This is a genomic window from Streptomyces sp. KLMMK (assembly GCF_036961605.1).
Lineage (GTDB): Bacteria > Actinomycetota > Actinomycetes > Streptomycetales > Streptomycetaceae > Streptomyces > Streptomyces telluris.
Window position 1 is genome coordinate 1 of the sequence record NZ_JBAMDC010000113.1, and the last position, 18,376, is coordinate 18,376.

The following is an 18,376-nucleotide window of genomic DNA, read 5'->3' on the forward strand; positions in this document are numbered from 1 at the left end:
AAGGGGCTATCGGCGAGCCGGCGCCACTGAAGAGCCGGTCGGCGCCTTGCAAGAACGAAGGGCTTTGGAGAAAGACATGACTGAACCTGCGCGTTTCCGCTTCCCCGTCAAGGGCGAGGTCGCCGTCTTCCGCGGCAAGCACTACCCGGCCCGTGGCGCCGCGGGACTATGGCCGTGCGCCGAACTGCTACCCAAGCCCGGCAGCCCCGCACCCGAAGGACTCACGCCGCGCGAGGGGGCCGACGGGTCGGTGGGGTACCCGGTTGCGCCGGAGCGTCTGGACGCCTGGGACGCTGTGCACTGGACGTTCCGCTGGCGCGGCGAGCTCTTCAAGTGCACCCACGCCACGACCACCATCTACGAGGGCGACTACCTCGGCTCCGACGAACACTTCGCCAAGGAACACCTCAAGCGTCTGGTCACCAGCTACTAACGGGAGATTCCCGCGCGAGGAGGTCACCGAGCTGAAGCTGCACCGCAAGGATCGGATCCAGCCACTGCACGCCTTGGTGCGGCGTCTGGACGAGGTCGACCACTTCCGCCCCAAGACCTGCGCGGTTCACCGCGGCCGGACATATCCGGCCGCTGCTGAGGCTGACGCGTCGGGCCTCATCGCCCTGACCGCCGGGGACGACCGGCCCGAGGGTCTCATCGCCGACCCCCAGGGCCCGAGCGGCGACCGCTTTCTGGCCACCCCGGGGCAGTTGGATGCCTGGTACCGGACCTACTGGACCTTCTGCTGGGAGCGCTGCCCTTTCGAAACCGTCGGGACGGTGGACGGCAGGATCAAGGGCGTCTACACAGGCGGCAGCTGGGGCTTTGTGAACTACAAGAACGTGACCCACGAGCCGGAGCCCGGGGCGTACACCCGGTACACGGTCACGGTGGACCTCGACGGCGTCACCGACCTCGAACACCAGCGCACTGACCTGATTGCCTTGGCAGGAGCGCCTCTGGATCTGCAGATGGGCGAACGGGTGTATCAATTCATTTGCGCCCGCCAAAACGAGCAACGGGATGAGCACCACCGGGAGGGTGACGACGACTTCGTCCCGGCATGGCGCGAGGTCCACGACCTCAACCAGCACTACGCCAAAGCCGTGCAAGCGGGCGACACGGATGAAGCCGGCCAGCTTCTCGGCGCGCTCATGGCCAAGGCTGACCAGTGGAAAAGCCATCCCCACCACACGGTCGTCTCCGCTGGCGTCCCCAGCCCCTGAGCTGCGATGCCAAGTACGCCGCCCACGGTGGGTACGCAGCGCGTCCCCGGAGGCAAGCCTCGATCGCTCCGAGGTTCTCCGCCTGGCCAGTCAGGAGCACCCTCCGGAGGCCCCGGTGTCCTACGCTCAGGCACCAGCCGCAAAGTAGGTCTCGGGTAGCCGGAACAGCCGCCCTTGAGGAGGCTCGGCGGCTGGATTCAGGGGCAGTGGCCAGCGGAGCTGGTCGTAGAGAGTCCGTCGGTGCACGTCCACGGTGGCCTGCACGAGGTCGGCGTATGCCTCGGCGCGTCCGGGAAGCCACAGCCACCACGACCCGGCAGCGGTGTCCAGCCCGACCGGAACCGCCCAGCAGGTCCATGGGGCGAAGCCGATGAAGAGCACCCCCCAAAGACAGGCGGCCACTCCGGAGTGGAGCTTGGCACGCGCTGTGCTCAGCTCCGTACGGGCGAAGTCGGGTAGCAGCAACCACAGGTGCGGCCAGATCGTCACGACGTCCAGTCCGTAACGGTCGACCGGCTGGCTCTCCGCGGCACGCAGGGTATTGCCCAGGCGTGTCGGCATGAACCGGCCCGGCCCAGGAAGGCGCCGCATCTGCCGCGTGAGTTCGATGTACTCCTGCCGCTCCTTGGCAGTCGCGGTAGGAGGGTCGGGGAGGAGCTTCGCGGCAAGAGGCGGAAATTTGGTAGTGATCTTGTTGAACTTCGTCGCGAACCCTTGGGCCATCGTGTCGCGGCGTGGCCAGCACCGTCCGTACCCTTGCGCGAAACGCAGCAGCGGGGCTGCGACCTGGCTGACGAGCCACCCTGACGCGGCCACGGTGAGCAGCGCAACGGCCACGGCCACGATCTGCGCACCGGCAGGTAGACTCTCCAGCCAGGTAAACGGTCGGCGCAGTGCGCCCACGCCACCGTTGTCTGCCGCCCAGGCCAGCAGCCCGCCGAGCCAGAACACCGTCGCCGGTACGGAGATGGTCAGCCACCGTTCGGCGAGCTTTCCGCCAAGCGCCTCGAAGAACTTGTCCACGTCATCACCCAGGTACCAGCAGGGCCCCGTCCTGCGGACAGTGCTCGACCGGGACCGTGACAGAGATCCGGTACCACACGAAATGAGGCGGCGGTGCGCCCGTTGGGCAGATGTATCGTTCGGCGTCTACCGGTTCTCCGTGACCACCGGTGCCGTACTGTGCCAGGGCCTGAACCTGCGGGGGGGGGGGGCAGCCTCTCGTCGCGGAGCGTCGCTTCGGTGAATTCCTGCAACGCCGGCGAGGACCACAACACCTCGCTGAGCTGCCCCCGCACGTCGCCCTCTTCGGCCAGCAGCCCCGCCAGCCGACGGTCGACCTCGGGCGCGGCATCCCCGATCAGCTCCCGCAGGTACGGCCGGGCCGCGCCCGCGACCTCGAGTAGTTCGTCATCCTCGTGCATCGTTGCCTGCCCGTGCGCCGGTCGGCGCGGCTCGCGTGAGATGGCGGCCCCATCCGGCGTGCGAACGGGGCACGGGGCCGCCGTGCTCGCGTGTCCTGTCCATCACGAGCATCGCGACCATAGTCGTACCGGGCGTCCCCGGCCTCGCGTCGTAGGCCGACCAGGTGTGTCGCCGGGGCGGTACGATGCCCGCGCCGCGGCACGCCTACGCGGCGAGGGCTGATTCCGCGGGCGGCCCAGGGACGGGATCCCCGGGCGCGGGGGCTTGGGGTGTGAAGGCGGTGCCGCGGCCCCTCGACATTTCCACCAGGACCTCCCGGGCGGCCTGGCAGTCGCCCAAGGCTCGGTGGCCGCCGCCGAGCGGCAGCCACCGGCTGGAGCCGACCCAGGAGGCATAGGAGTCCATGAGGCAGTACCAGTTGTCCCAGGTCTCCAGGTGCAGCGGCTTCTTCCCGGCCCGCCGGGTGCCGCCGAGGATGATGCCGCGGTCGAAGGAGCTGTTGTACGCGCAGATCACGCGGTCGCGGGTGGCCTTGCGCAAGCGGGGGAGGATCTTCTCCCACGGCCTCGCGCCGGCGACGTCCTGATCGGAGATGCCGTGGATCCAGTGGGTGCCCTGGGAGATCGGTTCGGTGGGCTTGACCAGGGTGTTCATGAGCTTCTTGCCGGTGGCCGCGTCGATGACGGCGATCTCGATGGTCTGGCCGTTCAGGTCGGTGGTCTCGGTGTCGAGGATGACAGCGACGTCCGGCTGCAGCAGTTCCCGGGCCTTGCGGGTGATCCGGCCCCAGGCCGGGCAGAGGAGGATCTCCTGCGCGTAGCTGCCGGCCTGCGGGTCGGCGACCAGCTCCTTCTTCACCTGCTCCTTGGTGGGGGCGCCGTCGACGCGCTCCCAGTCACCTCCCAACTGCCGGAGTAGGCGCTGTGCCAGGCCCACACGGTCATCTCGTGCCGGTCGGCGAGGCCCTGGCAGAAGCCCTTGACCGCGTCGGCCCGGGTGGGGGCGAGCTTGGCGTAGTCCCGCAGCGGCGACGGCGCGCCTTTGGGCAGGCCGCGGACTGCTTCCCAGTCCACGCCGGGCAACTCGCGCAGCGCCCGGACCTCGGCCAGTTTGAACAGGGCGACGGCGACGGTGCGGTACCGGCCCACGGGCTGCTGGTAGATGTCGACGTGGGCCCGACCGCCGCCGTGGTGGCCGCGGCCGACGCGGGCCAGGACAGCGCGAAGGTACCGAAGTCACCGGTGTGCGGCCTGCACCGGGTCGACACTGCCGTCCAGGACGCGTATTACGGCACCCTGGCCGGCACGCGGACGCGTCGGCGTGCCGTGTTGCGGACCGTACAGAAAGATCCTTCTGCCATCGGTCCCGTCCAACGGAACTAAGCAGCTCAGCCCCGCTATTCGGCCTCTCGCCCACCAAGCATCGGTTGCGGCGGCGCAGGAGGATCTTCACTAAGTCCCTGATCGGTCTGCGCTGCCCACCGGGTGTGAGGAGTGTGGACGTGAATCAGTACGAGTGGCTCGGGCAGCGGCAGTCGCAGGAGTTCCTGCCTTGGCGTATCGCGGGAGGCGATGGTGCCGGGGCCTTCGTCACGGGGCTGGGCACCAAGGATCAGCACAAAGTACGGGCCTACTTGACCGCTTGGGAACACGATTGCCTGCTGCCGACTGATGAGGCCAACGAAAATTGGGCTGATGCGCCCCAACTGGCCGGGAAACGATTGTGGCTGTCTCTGGACCAGCGCCAAGCCCTGCGCTGCCACCCCACCTCGCTGCCGGATCAGTTCCGTCCCTCAGACGTAGTGGCCGCAGAGCTGCTGAGGCGAAGTCCCAGGCCGTGGCCGGTGCAACTGGCGGACCGCCCGAGCATGGCGTCTCCCACTCACCGCAGGGGCGATCATGTCTAATGAGCCCGGCCCAGGCGGCGAACGCCAGAACAGCAACGGATCCGCGCGCCATAACGGCAGCGGTGCCCCACAAAGGAGTCGGGATGAATCACTTCGGTGCCCAGCTGATGCGTCACTGGCAGACCGAACGACTCCAGGAGTACCAGGAGCTGCAGGATCCGGAGCAGCACTTCACCTGGCTGGGGGAGACGGTCGCCGATCAGGTGGAGATCCGGGCGCGCAGCCTAGCCGGCGTGGCCCCGCTGCGGGAGGGCTATCTGGCCCGGTTGCAGAGGTTGAACACGGCCAGACTGGAGGCGGAAGGCGAGGTGCTTCGGGAGTACCTTCTGGAGGAACCGGAGCGGAGGCCCTCGCTCTAGAGCTGCCCTTGAGCTCAGAGCGGCGCACGGAACGGGAGAGGATCCGGCACAACCTCCAGGCGGTGCGTGTTGCGCTGCGGCTCCGGGAGGAGGAGCGGTCGGCGACGGAGGTGGAACTCGCTGAGCTTCGGGAGTGGCGGGGGTGGGGGGCCACCCCCTACCTGTTCGAGACCCGGAAGCAGTACGCCGAGCTGTACCGCGCTGAACGGGAGGAACTGCGCTCTCTCCTCGATGAGCAGGAGTATGCCGCGGCCCGCGCCTCCACTCTCAACGCCCATTACACCAACCCGCTCTACGCCTCTCTGCTCTGGACTCGGCTGCTCGGCCCGCTCGGTGCTGAGCCCGGCAGCAAGATCACGGTGTACGACAACAGCGTGGGAGCCGGACGGCTCCTGGCCGACGCACCGAGCGATGCCCGACTGATCGGTACGGAGACTGATCCGGTCACCGCGGCGATTGCCAGCGCGCTCCTGCCCCATGCGGACATCCGCAACGAGTCCTTCGCCAAGATTGGTCCGCTCGGTGAACCGGTCCACGTCGTCGTCGCCAATGTCCCTTATGGGAAGGCCAAGCTCACCGACAAGCGCCTCAATCCCGGCCGTAAGTACTCCATTCACAATCACGCCATTCTTCAGGCCCTCGACGCACTGGAGCCTGGTGGCCTCGCTGTCCTCATCACATCCCGCTACACCTCCGACGGCACCGACAAGGCGCATCTGGACGCCCGCGCCCGGATGCTGGAGAAGGCCGAGTTCCTCGGCGGGATCCGGCTGCCGGACGGCGCCCACATGGACGAGGCCGGCACTCCCGTTGTCACCGACATTTTGGTCTTCCGTAAGCGGGCCGAGGGGGATCAGCCCGGGGCGGCGGGGGAGTGGCTGACTGTCTCGCCAGTCACGCTTCCCGCAGCCCGGAACAACATCGCCCCAGCCCCGCTCGAGATCAACGACTACTTCCAGGCCCACCCGGAGATGGTCCTGGGCACCGCACTGGCCGACGTGCGCCGGCACGGCCCCGACCTCTCTGTCCGCGGCGAGGGCGCACTTGGCCCCGCACTGGCCACAGCACTCGACCGAATCGCTGAACAGGCGCTGAGTAACCGGCAGACCCTGATCACGCCGGGCACGTTCCATGCGGACCTCGAATTGCTGGACGGCACGCTCCAGGCACAGCCCGACGGCAGTTTCACCGAGATCATCAACGGTCGTCCCACTGCCCACGTGCCGGCGAAGAAGCAGGCTGAGGAACTACGGGCCGTGATCGGCTTGCGTGACCTGGCGGTGGCGCTGCTGGACGAGGAAGTGAAGCACCATCACGAGACCGAACGCATGGGGTACCTGCGAACGGAACTCAACCGCCGCTACGACACCTACGTTGCCCGGTACGGCCCCCTGAACCGGTGCAAGGTCAGCAAGCCAGCCGACGATGACCCGGAGGGGCGGGAACGGCGGGCCTATCCGCGGATGGGCGGGTTCCGGCACGACCCGTACGCCCCGTACGTCCTGGCCCTGGAACATTTCGACGAGGAGAGCGGGCAGGCCGCCAAGGCCGACATCTTTCATAAGCGCGTCATTGCCCCGCCTGGTCCTCTGACCCGGACCGCCAGCGCAGAGGATGCGCTGCTGCTGTGCTGGGACCGCTACAACGAGGTCCGCCTAGACGTCGTCGCCGAGCTGCTGGGCGTGGACAGTGAGCAGGCCGCCAGGGAGGCCCTGGGGACGCTGGTCTACACCGATCCGGAGCGGCAGGAAGGGCTGCTGGACGACGAGGTCGAGGCAGCCACGTCGGAGGAAGGGCCGGACCGGGGCGAGAACGGCGCCAGCAGTGTCGTGATGGCCACCGAGTATCTGTCAGGCAACGTCCGCCGGAAGCTGGAAGCGGCCAAGAATGCTGCGGCTAAGGACCCGGCCTACGCTGTCAACGTCGCAGCGCTTGAGCAGGTCATTCCCCGCGATCGGGAACCGGCCGAGATCGAAAGCACCCTCGGTGCCGCCTGGATCAGCGCGAAGTACGTCCAGGAGTTCCTGCGTGAAGTCCTGGAAGACGACAACATCGAGGTCAGCAACCTCGGGGCACGCTGGAGCGTCAAGGGCGGCGACAAGCACAGCATGCTGGCCGAGACCACCTGGGGCACCAAGGCCCGCTCCGCGCAGGCCCTTGCCAGCAATCTCCTGAACAACCAGGAAATCGTCGTCACCCGCAAGCTGCCGCCCGACGGACCGGTCGTCACCGACAGCGAGGCCACAGCCTTCGCCCAGGCCAAGGCACTCCAACTCGACGAAAGGTTCCGGCTGTGGCTGTGGGAGGACCCCGACCGCGCCGCATACCTGCAGCGCTACTACAACGACCGCTACAACGCGCGAGTCGACCCCACCTACGACCGGGAACGCATATCGGCGCCGGGCCTGTCGAAGGCGTTCACCCTCAATCCGCACCAGCACGCCGCAGTGGCTCGCATCCGAGCCACCAACACCGGCGTCGCCCTGTGGCACGGCACCGGAGCCGGCAAGACCCTTGAGATGGTCGTGGGCGGCATGGAGCTGGTCCGGCTCGGGCTGGTCAAGAAGCCCGTCTACGCGGTCCCCAAGGGCGTCCTGGGCCAGTTCCAGCGTGAGTTCCTCCAGGCCTATCCCCGCGCCCGGATCCTGGTGGCCGATTCCGCCGACCTCACCGGCAACCGGCGCCACCGCTTCGTAGCGAAGTGGTCGACCGGCAACTGGGACGCCGTGATCATCAGCCACAACGCCTTCAAAAAGATCCCCATGAGTAAGGCAGCGCGGCTCGACTACATCAACGAACAGATCAAGCGCCTCGAAGCGCACCTGGCACACGCCGAAGGCGGTGACCGGTACACCGTCAAGGACATCGAAAACCAGATCGCCAGCCACAAGGAAAGACTGGACGAAGAACTGCGCGCGCCCGGTGACTCCGGTATCGAGTTCGAGCGCACCGGTTCGACGTTCATCTTCGTCGACGAGGCGCAGGTCCTCAAGAACCTGATGGTGGTCTCGTCCGTCCAGGATCTTGCCCTGCCGGGCAACCAGATCACGGCAGACATGGACATGAAGCTGTCCTACCTCCGCAGGAACCATGGCGAGCGCGTGGTGTGCCTGGCGACCGCGACCCCGGTCGACAACTCGCCCATGGAGGCCCTCAGCGCGGCGAAACTCGCCGCGCCTTCGCGGCTCGCCGAACTCGGCATTGTGGAGGACGACCAGTTCGTCTCCACCTTCATCCAGCCGGTCCACAAGGTGGAAATAGGCGTCGGGGGCGGCTTCCACACACGTATGCGGTACGTCCGCTACGTCAACCAGGACGAGCTCAAGCGGATGCTGGCCAGTTTCGCCGACGTCAAGCGGAAGGAAGACCTGCCGCTGGACGAACCGTCCATCATCGGCGGGGACATGAGGCTGCTTACCGTCGACTCCTCGCCCGAGCTCCGCGAGGTGATGGCTGACCTGGGTGCCCGCATGATGGACATCAAGGCTCGCCAGCCCAGGATCAAAACCAAGAAGAACGGCGAGCCGGCTGAGGACAACCCGCTGTGGATCTCCACAGACGGACGGCTCGCCTCACTCGATGTGCGCCTTGTCGGCATGCACACCGATCAGCCGCAGAAGCTCGACGTCGTCGCCGACGAAATCATGGCACTGTGGGAGAAACACCGTAACGACGTCTACTACGACAAGGATGGCAACGAGGAGCCGCACAAAGGAAGCAATATCGCCGTCTTCTGCGATCTCGGAGTGCCCGCACCCGATAAAGAATTCGACGTCTACAACGCCCTGAAGGACAAGCTCGTAGCCAAGGGAATGCCTGGGAGCCTGATCGAATTCGCCCAGGACGCCAAAACACAGCAGCAGAAGGTGCGGCAGAACCAGGCCATCAACGACGGCCGTATCGCCGTCATCATGGGAGGCCGGATCGGCCTCGGCACGGGCCGCAACATCCAGCGCCGCGGAATCGCCGTCATCCAGGTGGACCCCGCCTGGAAGCACACGCCGATCGTTCAGAGCCTGGGACGGCACAAGCGCCAGGGCAACCAGAACGACGCCATCCACCACATCGCAGCGGTCACCCTGGACTCCTATGACCCCTTCCTGTGGCAGAAAGTCGACACCAAGCAGAGCTACGCCGACGCCATCCTCGACTTCCGGAGCTCCACCCGCATCTTCGAAGGCTCCACCGACGGCGACGAGAACATCATCCCGGCCGGCGTGATCTACGCCGTCGCCGCGAACCGTCCCGAACTCGTCCAGATGGACCGAGTCGAAGCCGACCTCGCCAGGCTGAGCCTGAAGCAGAGGCTGTGGAACGACGAGCAGTTCACCTACCAGGTCATGGGCGAACAGGGCCGCCGCCGCATCACCGAACTGCGTGAACGTGTCCAGGAGACAGAACGCGCACTGGCCCACCGGACGTTCACCCAGGGCGACGCGTTCACCATGAAGATCGGCACCACCAGCTACAAGGAGCGCCGCGACGCCGGAAACGTGCTCCTGAGCCGACTGGACCGCTTCGACCGCAGTGCTACCGACCGCAGCCGTCAGCACGTCGTCGACCTCGGCGAACTGGGCGGCTTCAGTCTGCAGGCCACGATGGAATGGAGTTACGGCGGCCGCTACATATCGATCCAGTTCCCCGACGCTCCCGTCACCCCGGTCGATCTCGACCCCCGTGAGCTGAAGAAGCAGGACCCCATTGGCCTGGTGCGGAAGCTGGAGAACGCACTCGCCTCCTTGGATGCGGTCCTCCAGCGCAGCATCAAGGCAGTCGAGAGGATCGAGACCAATATGGCCCGCGCACAAGAGCGGGCAGACAGGCTGTTTCCGCAACAGGCCGAACTCGACAAGGTCCAGAGCGAATACCGCCAGCTGAAGGTCTCTCTCGGCGCGGTCAGCCCAGACGAGAAGGAACCTGCACCCGACGGCGAAGCGCAAGGGACAGCCGCCGAGCCGCAGATGGACGACGCTGCCACCATCGGTTCTGACACGGCCCCCGTGGCCGAACACCAGGTCAACGGATCGGGACCGGAAATGACGGCCCCAGACTCAGACGACGCTGAAGAGCACAGCATGCCACGGCAGGTCGCCCCGCCGGATCCAAACCCTGACGTTACATCAGAGACTGTCGAGGAGTCGGCTTCACCGGCCGGCACCAGCCTCCCTGTACTGTCAGCGACCCAGCAGACGCCCGGACCATCCGAGGCCTCGGCAGCCGTTTTCACCACCCAGCGGGAGTGGGATGCGGCTTTGCCAGAGGTTGAGGCCGCCGAGCTTGAGCTGAGCCGCGCCGCCGACCAGACCTGGGACCGTGAGAACATCCCCCGGGCCTTCACCCAGCTGCGCCACGACCTGTTCCAGACGGTCGCCGCACACGAGGACCGCGACGGCCACGACACCGAGGCCGCCCTGACCAACTCCCTCAGCCAGGCCGAGCGGCTCCTGCGCTCCCTCAAGGGCCGCGACCGCGCCACCATGCAAGCGCCTCTGAGCACGTTCACCCGCCTCGCCCGCACCTTCCTCGACCGGCACCGCGCTACCGTGGCCCAGCACGCCGGCGAGAACGACCTGGCCCGCACCACCGAGGCCCAGGCACGCGCCCAGTTCGAAGAGTTCACGGCCACCTGGAGCCAGAACAACCAGCCCCTCATCCAGGCCATCCGCGACGGCGACGAAGACGCCGTGCGCACCCTCGCCGCGGCCGATCCCACCGCCAACGCCGCCCCCGCACCCCAAACCGCCGCACCCGCCCCGGCCGGGGATGCAGCGGAGGAGCGCGCGGACGAGCCCGCACAGGACACCGGCACGAGCGACGGCCCTGCCACCCAGGAGCGGTGGATCCTCGGCGAGGACCGCCCCGCACCGTACGCCACGGACAACGAGCACGACTCGGCTGCCCGAGCGCGCGAGGTGCTGCACGCGCTGCACGACCAGTGGCAGGAAGACTTCGGACAGGAGCTGCCGGCCGAGCCCGGCGAAGAACTCGCGGCGGCCATCGTGGAGTTCACTGACTCCTGGGAGCAGGCTCGGCAGGTCCCCGCCGCGGACTGGGGTCTGCAGCTCCAGGTGTACACCCGGGTTCAGATAGCCGCGGAAACGCTGGCCGGGCAGCTGCACGGTGCGCCCTCCGACCGCCGCGCTACCGCCGACCGGGCCATCGGCCGGCTGCGCCACCTCGCGCGCACCGTCGCCCTCCATGTCGACCGCCTCGCCCACACCCCACCGTCCTGGCTCGAAGAAGTCTGGCTCCTCGAGACGGCCCGCCGTTTCGAGAGGCCCTATGCGGACGCGGCCGAGGTCCAGCAGGCCCTCGACGCCCTGGCCGAGGCCGCCGCGCGGCGCACCACGCCCAACGGATTCGAGCGCACCGAGGCACAGAGCGCTCTGCTGAAGGCCCGGGTGGCCGCGGCACGCGTCCCGGGCGGCGCGGTCGCGCACCTGCACGCCCTGTACGGCCTCGCCCGCGCCACCGGAACCCCGGACCTGACCCGCGCCACCGGCAAACTCCCCACCCACCTGGGGCGCCTGGCCCGGACGGTGCTCACCGATCCGGACCTGGCCGACACCCTCCTCACCCCCGCCCCGCGCCCGCTTGACGTCGCCGCCCGTGACCTCGACCCGGCAGCGCCCTACGCGGACACCGACGGCCGCTACGACTACGGAGAGCTGGCGGGCTACTACGGCCCGCGCGGCACCGCAGCGCGCCGCATCCACAACCAGCTCAGGCCGACCAAGGCGGCCACCGAACGGCGCCTGTCCCACCTCCTGGAAGACCTCGCCCGCCGCCCCCTGACCGCGCCCGACGGCCACATCGACCCGGCCTGGCCCCACCTGCTCGACGAAGCCGCCCACTTGGCCCGCCGGGTGATCCGTGAACACGAGGACGAGGGCTACCGCCCCTCCCGGACCAGCGACTTCCGCGACTTCGCGGCCGATGCCGCGCGCCATGCCCGCAAGCTGCAGGCCACCCTCGTCGAGACCGACGGCCGTCTCGACGACGAGCTGGAGGCCCTCACCCAGCAGGCACTCGCCGACCCCGAGCTGCTCGCCTCGATGCACATCCCCACCCACCCGCTCACCGATCACGCCCCGGTGCTGTTCGCCCCGGCTCTGGTGGACTGGCTGGGCGCACGCGTCGGGCAGATGAGCCCAGCCCTGCGGCACACCCTGCACGCCGACGTCACCCCGCGCGGCTTCACCGGCGCCTTCGCGCGCCTGGCGGCCGCTGTCGCGCGGCACGCCACCGGAACCCAGCCCGCCACCGGTGGAGGCCGTCTCCCGCTCCCGCCGCAGTGGCAGCAGCACGCCGAGTTCATCGGCCGGCTCCTGGACGCCGCCGCCCGCGACCCGCACACCGTCAGCCTTACCGTCAGCAACGAACCCATCCATGACGACCTTGTCCGCCTCTTCCGCGACTGGATCCAGGAGCAAGTCGGGGAGGAGCTCGACCGTGCGGACGACGCACGCAAGACCGTCCTGATGCGGGCGTTCTTCGGCGACGACGCATCCCTGGACCTGCTCGCCGCCCACGTCACCGCGCAGACTGCGCAGAGCGCCCGGCTCGCCCAGCAGCCCGGGGACAACACCCTGTACGCGGTGCAGCGCGGTCATGAGGTGTTCGTGTGCCGCGGCGCCGAACTGCACGAGCGTCTCGGCGCCGACTCGGGCCTGCAGATCTCCCGGCAAGGCGAGGGCCCCTGGGACCTGCGGGCGCGCAAGGGCGGCCGTTCCGGCACCCTCCAAGCGGTGCCCGCGCAGGAGGACGCCGCCCGGTTCATCTCGATGGCCAAGGGCATGACCATCAGCGACGCCCGGGCCCTGCTGTCCAACCACCCTGACAGCTGGCCCGGGCTGTTCGGACCCGACATCGACACCGACATCTTCAGGGCCCTCATCGAGTACGCCGCCACCCCGCAGCCGGACACCGACCCTTTCAACGCCTACCTCGAGGAGCTCGCCACCTCGCCGCCGGACACTGCCGTGCGGGAGCCGGACACCGCCCTCCTTGTGCGCGCCGAGCAGGCGGGGGAGTGGGCCCTGGAGGTCCTCCACCCCAGTCCCTTCCCACCAGGACCGGAGGCCGTCCAGGCCGCCGACCAGCTCCTGTCCGACGCCGGGCAGTGGCTGGCCGAGCACCGCGCACTGATCGAAGACGTCACGCCGTGGCACGCCCAGGCCACCGAGGACGCCCTGGCCGACGCCGCCGCGAGCCTGCCCGAACCGGGCGAGAACGGCGGCCCGGCCGAGCACTGGCGGGCCATGTCCGGGGTCCACCAGCACCTGCTGCTCCTGCGCGCGGAACTGACCGACAAGGGCGAAGCCCGCCCGGTGGACCAGGCTCTGACCCAGCTCACCATCCTGCTGCGGTACAGCGACAACTACCTGGACCGCGCCGCCGCCCGCGGCATCCCCGAACCGCGCCGCTCCTCCCTGCGCCGATCCGCCGCCAAGAACGCGTACACGTGCCCGCGCCAGGCGGCCACGGCCCTGGCCGGCCTGCAGGCCGCCTGGCGCGAGTGGGCTGCAGAGGTCGGCCCGATCGATCAGCTCCCCTCGGCCGAGCGGACTTCCGTCATCGCGCTGTCCGCCCTGCTGGAGACGCCCCGGCCCGGCGCGACCCCGGCCGGCTGGGCCGCCCTCCTCGACCAGGTGATCGACATCACCCGCCTGCGGGCCGAGGAGGTCTCCGACCGCATGCTCGGCTGGCAGGCGCTGGACAGCGTGGCCACCGACATGCGGCGGCAATGGACCGCCACCGTCGTCAACGAACCCGACCTCGCCGCGGCCGCCGCGCGCCAGAGCGGCATCCTGCAGCTGACGCGGCCCGAACTCGCCCCCGCCAATCCCCCCACCAGCCACGAGGACTTCGCCGCCCGCCACACCTACCTCATCCGGCTCGCTCAGCAGGCAACGGAATCCGGCGCCCTCACCCCCGACGCCTCGGCCGCCGAGCGGACCCTGCTCCGCCTACTGGAGCACCTTGCCGGCGAGCACGGCGACCTGACCGCGAGCGTCTCACCCGTCCTGCCCGCCCTGTGCCACCAGATCAGCGAGCTCACCAAGCAGGTGTGGCACGAGCAGTCGGATGAGGGCCAGTTCGGCCACGGCGACCTGCTGATGACCCTGGACAGCACCGCGGAATCGCACGCCAAGCGCACCCAGAGCCTCGTCGACGAAGCCGATGTGGATCTCCAGCGCGAAATCGAGGCCCTCACCGCGCAGGCCCGCACCGACCACCAGCTGCTGTCGACGATCCACTACCACGCCTCCTCGACGGCCGAGGTGCCCCAGGCGCCCGCCCTGTGGGCATGGCTGGAACAGCGCGAGCAGGACATGTCACCCCGCCTGCGCCGCGCCCTGCACAGCGACATCGGACCCATGGGCGACTTCGTCGGCCTGTTCGGCACCATGTGGCACACCCTGCGCGAAGCCGCTCCCGCCGACGCGGCAGCACAGCCCAGCCCGCTGCCTGCCGCCGGCACTGACCTTCCGGAGCGCTGGCAGCCGTGGGCCGAGCAGGTGGCCGAGATCGCGGACGCGGCCAGCAGCGACATCGACCTGCGTCTGCGCCTGACCGGCAGCCTGGGCGATGACGCGGACGACCTGATCAGCCGCTTCACCGAGGCACATCTCGCCGCGCTCCAGGATCATCTTCCGGCCGGGCTGCTGAGGCTGTACTTCGGCGCCGACGACGCGCCCACCGCCGCCGCAGAGGTCCTGCACACCTATCTGGTCCGCGAGGTCACCGCGCGCCTGGACACCGCGACCGCAGCCCCCGGTGCCCCGATCCCGGCGTCCGCGCTGGCCGCCTGGCACCTTGCAGACCCGCAGGGCATGGGGGAGGGCGAGGAGCCCTACCCCCACCAGGCCGCCGCCCGCACCGGCGCCCTGCACCTCATCCACGCCCTCGGGCAGTTCACCCGGACCTGGAGCGGGCACCAGTACATCAGCGAGAAGGCGCTCAAGAACATCGCCGACGAAGCGGCCATCGCACTGTGGCAGGACGCCACCGCCGAGCAGATCGGCACCGCCCCGGAGGCCGCGCGCTGGTGCCGCACGCTCGTCGACCTCGCCCACGCCTTCCATATGCGCCTGGACGAAGACGGCATCAACGAGACCAGCATCAGCAACCTGGCCACGGCCGCCTACGAGCACGCCGCCCGCATGCACCTCACCACCGAAAACCTGGCCACCACGGGGGAGAAGACCTGGCCCACCGGCGCCGAGGACGGCGAGCAGCAGCACACCCGCGTTCTCGCCCAGACCATCGCCGAGCAGTTTCCCGGCTCTCACCTGATGCGTGCCGCCGGCTCCGCGACCTGGGACGGCACCGTCACCTACACCGCGGCCGAGCTGTACGCGCTCGCCCGGCGCACCGGCGCCCAGATCCCGCGCTGGGACAACGGCGTCCTCACCGTCACCGGCAGCGAGACCGAGCCGCGCCTGTTCACCCCGGTGGGCGAGACGTCCGACGACACCATGCGCCTGGCCCTGCGCCGCCCGGTCGGCGCCCCGCTGGAAGAACGCGCCGACGCCTTCGAGGCCACCCTCACCGAGCCGATCACCGTTGAGGCCGAACTCGACGAGGCCGCCTCCGCGCTGTACGCGCTGCACAAGGACGCGGTACGACACCTGCGCACCGTCCTTGACGACAACGAGCCGATCACCGCCTTCGACCAGGCCCTGCGCTTCATCGGAGGCGCGAGCCACTGGCACGAACAGGCCGCCCAGGCAAACGCATTGGCGGCCAGCGCCACGCAGACGCTGCGCGCCGTCGAAGAGGTCATCGGACGGCACAGCGGGCGCCACATCGCTCAGCCCGCCCACCACGCCCTGCGCCTGGTCCAGCAGGCCGCGGAACGGCTCGCCGAGCACCTGGTGCCCGACCGCCTCTACGCCACCGGCGCAACCTACCCGGACAAGGAGCTGCAGCAGGACCAGGACGGCATCACGGCGCTCGCCTACCTCCTTGACCACCTGCCCTTCGACGACGACATGCCGGCCGAGGCGGGCCACGACCTTGAGGCAGCCCTGCGCCTGTGCACCGGGCACCGCGACGTCGGCGGTCTCGCCGGAGAGATGCACCGCCACCACAAGGTCGCGGACGCCGCCAAGACGGTGCTGAACAACAGCGGCCCCCAGCGCGGCTTCTTCGCGCTCGCGCTGCACAACCTGGCACGCCACCACGTCGACCGGCTCACCAGCCACCTGCACACCCTGCCCGCCGACGGCGCTGCCGCCCGCCGCGCACCCGCCCCCGACCGCCCGGCCGACCAGAGCGTGACCGTGCCGCCCGGCGCGCAGCCCTACGCCGATGCCGCCCACGGGCGCGCCGCCCAGCACGACCTGCTAGAACTCGTGCGCGCCGCAGTCCTCGAAGGCCCACGGCCGCTCACCCACGGGCCTGCGCCCATCGTGCTCGCCCACCTGATGCAGGCCCGCGACCACGGCATCGTCTACAGCGACCACCAGACCCTGGCCGCGTTCGCCGAACAGGCCCGCCAACAGGCCCACCTGCACCGCCTCGACAACTCCGGCGACGGGGAAGCGCTCGGGGCCGCGGCCCAGGCCGCCGAAGCGCACGCCGGGAACCTGGCCGCCACCGAGCGGGACGCCGACCCCCGCCTGCACCTCGCCCTGCTCGAACTGCGCCGCCGGGCCGAGAACGATGCCAAGCTCGCCGCCCACGCCGACCCCGGCGCCGCACCCGAGGCCGCCCGGCAGGCCGCGGCCGACTGGCTGTCCGGCACCGCGTGGCAGCACGACCTGCCCACCGAGCAGATCACCCTGCTCACCGACCTCATCACCCGCAGCGGGGCAGACGTCCTGAGGGAGGGGCCGCTCGCCGCCTGGTGGCAGACGCTCAAGGCCACCCGCCCAGCCGCCGTCACCGCGGCACTGCAAGCCGAGTTCCCCGGCGGCACGGTACGCCGGTCGATCACCGCCTTCCGCAACCGGCGCGCCCCGCTGCTGGACCAGGTCGAACAGGTCCTCGCCCTGGACACGGTCCGCGAGAAGCTCGCCAGCCCGCACACCGACGACCTCGGGGCTGCCGCACTGCGCCGCCCGGCGCGCATCCTCGCCCGCGACGAAAAGCTGGACAACCGCGAGAGCGCCTACCGGGCCACCCTCGACGTGGCCCGGGCCGCCCGCTACCTCGCCGAGCGCGCCGCGCACCACGAGCTCCCGGCCGCCGACCAGGACGTCATCACCGCCCTGATGGCGTCCGCACAGGAACTGGCAGCCGACTGGATCGCCTCCGCCGCAGAGCCGCGGATCTTCCCCGACGGCGCGAAGGCCCCGCTGTGCCCGCCGTCGGCGGCCACCGCCCCCACCGGCACCGTCACCGAGGCCGAGCGCGCCATCGCCCAGGTCCTGGACGACAGCGCCCTGGTGCCCGCCGCCTGGGGCGGCGGCGGATACACCCTGGCGGCGAACCTGGACGGCACCGTCGCCATCACCATGACGATGATGCGGCTCGAGGCGCCCAATGTGTGCAATGCCCGCATCTGGAGCCTGCACGGCCTGGGCTGGCAGCCCGTCACCGTCGACGAGAACAACCCGCGCAGCGCCCACAGCGGCGAAGCCCGCCACGTCACCGTCACCCCGCCCCGCGGCCTGGACGCCGAGCGCCACCACCTCGCCACCGAAGTCCGGACGCTCCTGGACGCCCACCGCCGTCGCGCCGACCCCACCGAAACCTTCCAGGTCCGCCCGGCCACCGAGCGGGACTTTCCCGGCGCCTTGGCCACCGCGGCCGTCATCGCGACCGGACGCATCACCCTCGCCTCCGACCTTCAGCGCGCTGGATACACCACCGAACGCCTCGGCGAGCGTGGCGTGGTGGTGCGCCGGCCGCAGGGCGCGGTGCCGGTCGGACCGGACAGCCCCGCCCACAGCACCCGGCCCGACGCGGTGCGCCTCGCCGCCGTGAACGCGGCCCTGCGGCCGCTGCACGTGAACCTCACCGGCCTGCTGTCCGCCGTCCACGACGCGCAGCCTGGCCTGGCCAGCCTCGACGACCTCGAAGCCCTGGGCGCCGAACTGCTCGCGCTCGATGAGGACTTCCCCCTGGCCAGCAACCCGCCCGGTCTCCTGGACCAGTCGGCGCGCCGCCACGCGCTGCGGCGCACCGCCGCCCACAGCCTCCTCGACCAGCTGAAGCGGGAGGCTTCACCCCGCAACGAGGCCCTCGACCGTGCCCTGGTCGATACGCACGGACAGGGCGCCGACCGGTACGTCCGCGGTCTCGCCGGCGCGATGCAGCATCTGCTGCACGAGTACGCCAGCGGCCGGGACGACTTCACCCGCAACCTGCTCACCAGCCCCTATCCCACCTGGGCGGAAGAGCAGCGCGCGGCCCTCGCACGCGAGGCCACCGTGACCCCGGCGGCGGTGGAAAGCGCCCCGCCCGTCCAGGACACCACGCCGTCCGCCGAGCCGTCCCCGGCGGCGCAGGAAGCC

The 18,376-nt window shown here is 69.9% G+C and carries 8 protein-coding genes; 5 read left to right on the forward strand and 3 right to left on the reverse strand.

Annotated elements, in window-relative coordinates; all coding sequences use genetic code 11:
* The first annotated feature begins 76 nt into the window (after positions 1-76).
* Positions 77-433, forward strand: a complete 357-nt coding sequence (locus V7793_RS18145; protein ID WP_336007756.1) for a hypothetical protein — start codon at positions 77-79, stop codon at positions 431-433.
* A gap of 73 nt (positions 434-506) precedes the next feature.
* Positions 507-1,220, forward strand: a complete 714-nt coding sequence (locus tag V7793_RS18150) for a hypothetical protein (RefSeq protein ID WP_336007757.1) — start codon at positions 507-509, stop codon at positions 1,218-1,220.
* Positions 1,221-1,346: 126 nt separating this feature from the next.
* Here V7793_RS18150 and V7793_RS18155 read toward each other — a convergent pair whose 3' ends face one another.
* The 3 genes from V7793_RS18155 to V7793_RS18165 form a co-directional block, all read right to left on the reverse strand.
* Positions 1,347-2,243, reverse strand: coding sequence for a hypothetical protein (locus V7793_RS18155; RefSeq protein ID WP_336007759.1), 897 nt, complete (start codon positions 2,241-2,243; stop codon positions 1,347-1,349).
* 606 nt (positions 2,244-2,849) lie between these two features.
* The gene (locus V7793_RS18160) at positions 2,850-3,551 is read right to left on the reverse strand and encodes a 3'-5' exonuclease (RefSeq protein WP_336007761.1); all 702 of its coding nucleotides are present in this window, start codon (positions 3,549-3,551) and stop codon (positions 2,850-2,852) included.
* The gene (locus tag V7793_RS18165) at positions 3,500-3,793 is read right to left on the reverse strand and encodes a hypothetical protein (protein WP_336007764.1); all 294 of its coding nucleotides are present in this window, start codon (positions 3,791-3,793) and stop codon (positions 3,500-3,502) included. The genes V7793_RS18160 and V7793_RS18165 overlap by 52 nt, the downstream gene beginning before the upstream one ends.
* A gap of 353 nt (positions 3,794-4,146) precedes the next feature.
* On the opposite strand from V7793_RS18165, the gene V7793_RS18170 reads away from it, so the two are divergent.
* The 3 genes from V7793_RS18170 to V7793_RS18180 form a co-directional block, all read left to right on the forward strand.
* Positions 4,147-4,551 carry a hypothetical protein gene (locus tag V7793_RS18170; RefSeq protein WP_336007767.1) on the forward strand — a complete coding sequence of 135 codons (405 nt, stop codon included), beginning with the start codon at positions 4,147-4,149 and terminating at the stop codon, positions 4,549-4,551.
* Between the two features lie 83 nt (positions 4,552-4,634).
* Positions 4,635-4,910 (forward strand): hypothetical protein, encoded by a 276-nt coding sequence (locus tag V7793_RS18175; RefSeq protein WP_336007768.1) that lies wholly within the window; start codon positions 4,635-4,637, stop codon positions 4,908-4,910.
* Between the two features lie 62 nt (positions 4,911-4,972).
* Positions 4,973-18,376, forward strand: a 13,404-nt coding sequence (locus V7793_RS18180; RefSeq protein WP_336007769.1) for a hypothetical protein, incomplete at its 3' end; no start/stop codon positions are given.

Bases quoted from the DNA above. Each gene is read 5' to 3' on its own strand.
- V7793_RS18145 (WP_336007756.1), top strand. From the start codon at position 77: ATGACTGAACCTGCGCGTTTCCGCTTCCCCGTCAAGGGCGAGGTCGCC.
- V7793_RS18175 (WP_336007768.1), top strand. From the start codon at position 4,635: ATGAATCACTTCGGTGCCCAGCTGATGCGTCACTGGCAGACCGAACGA.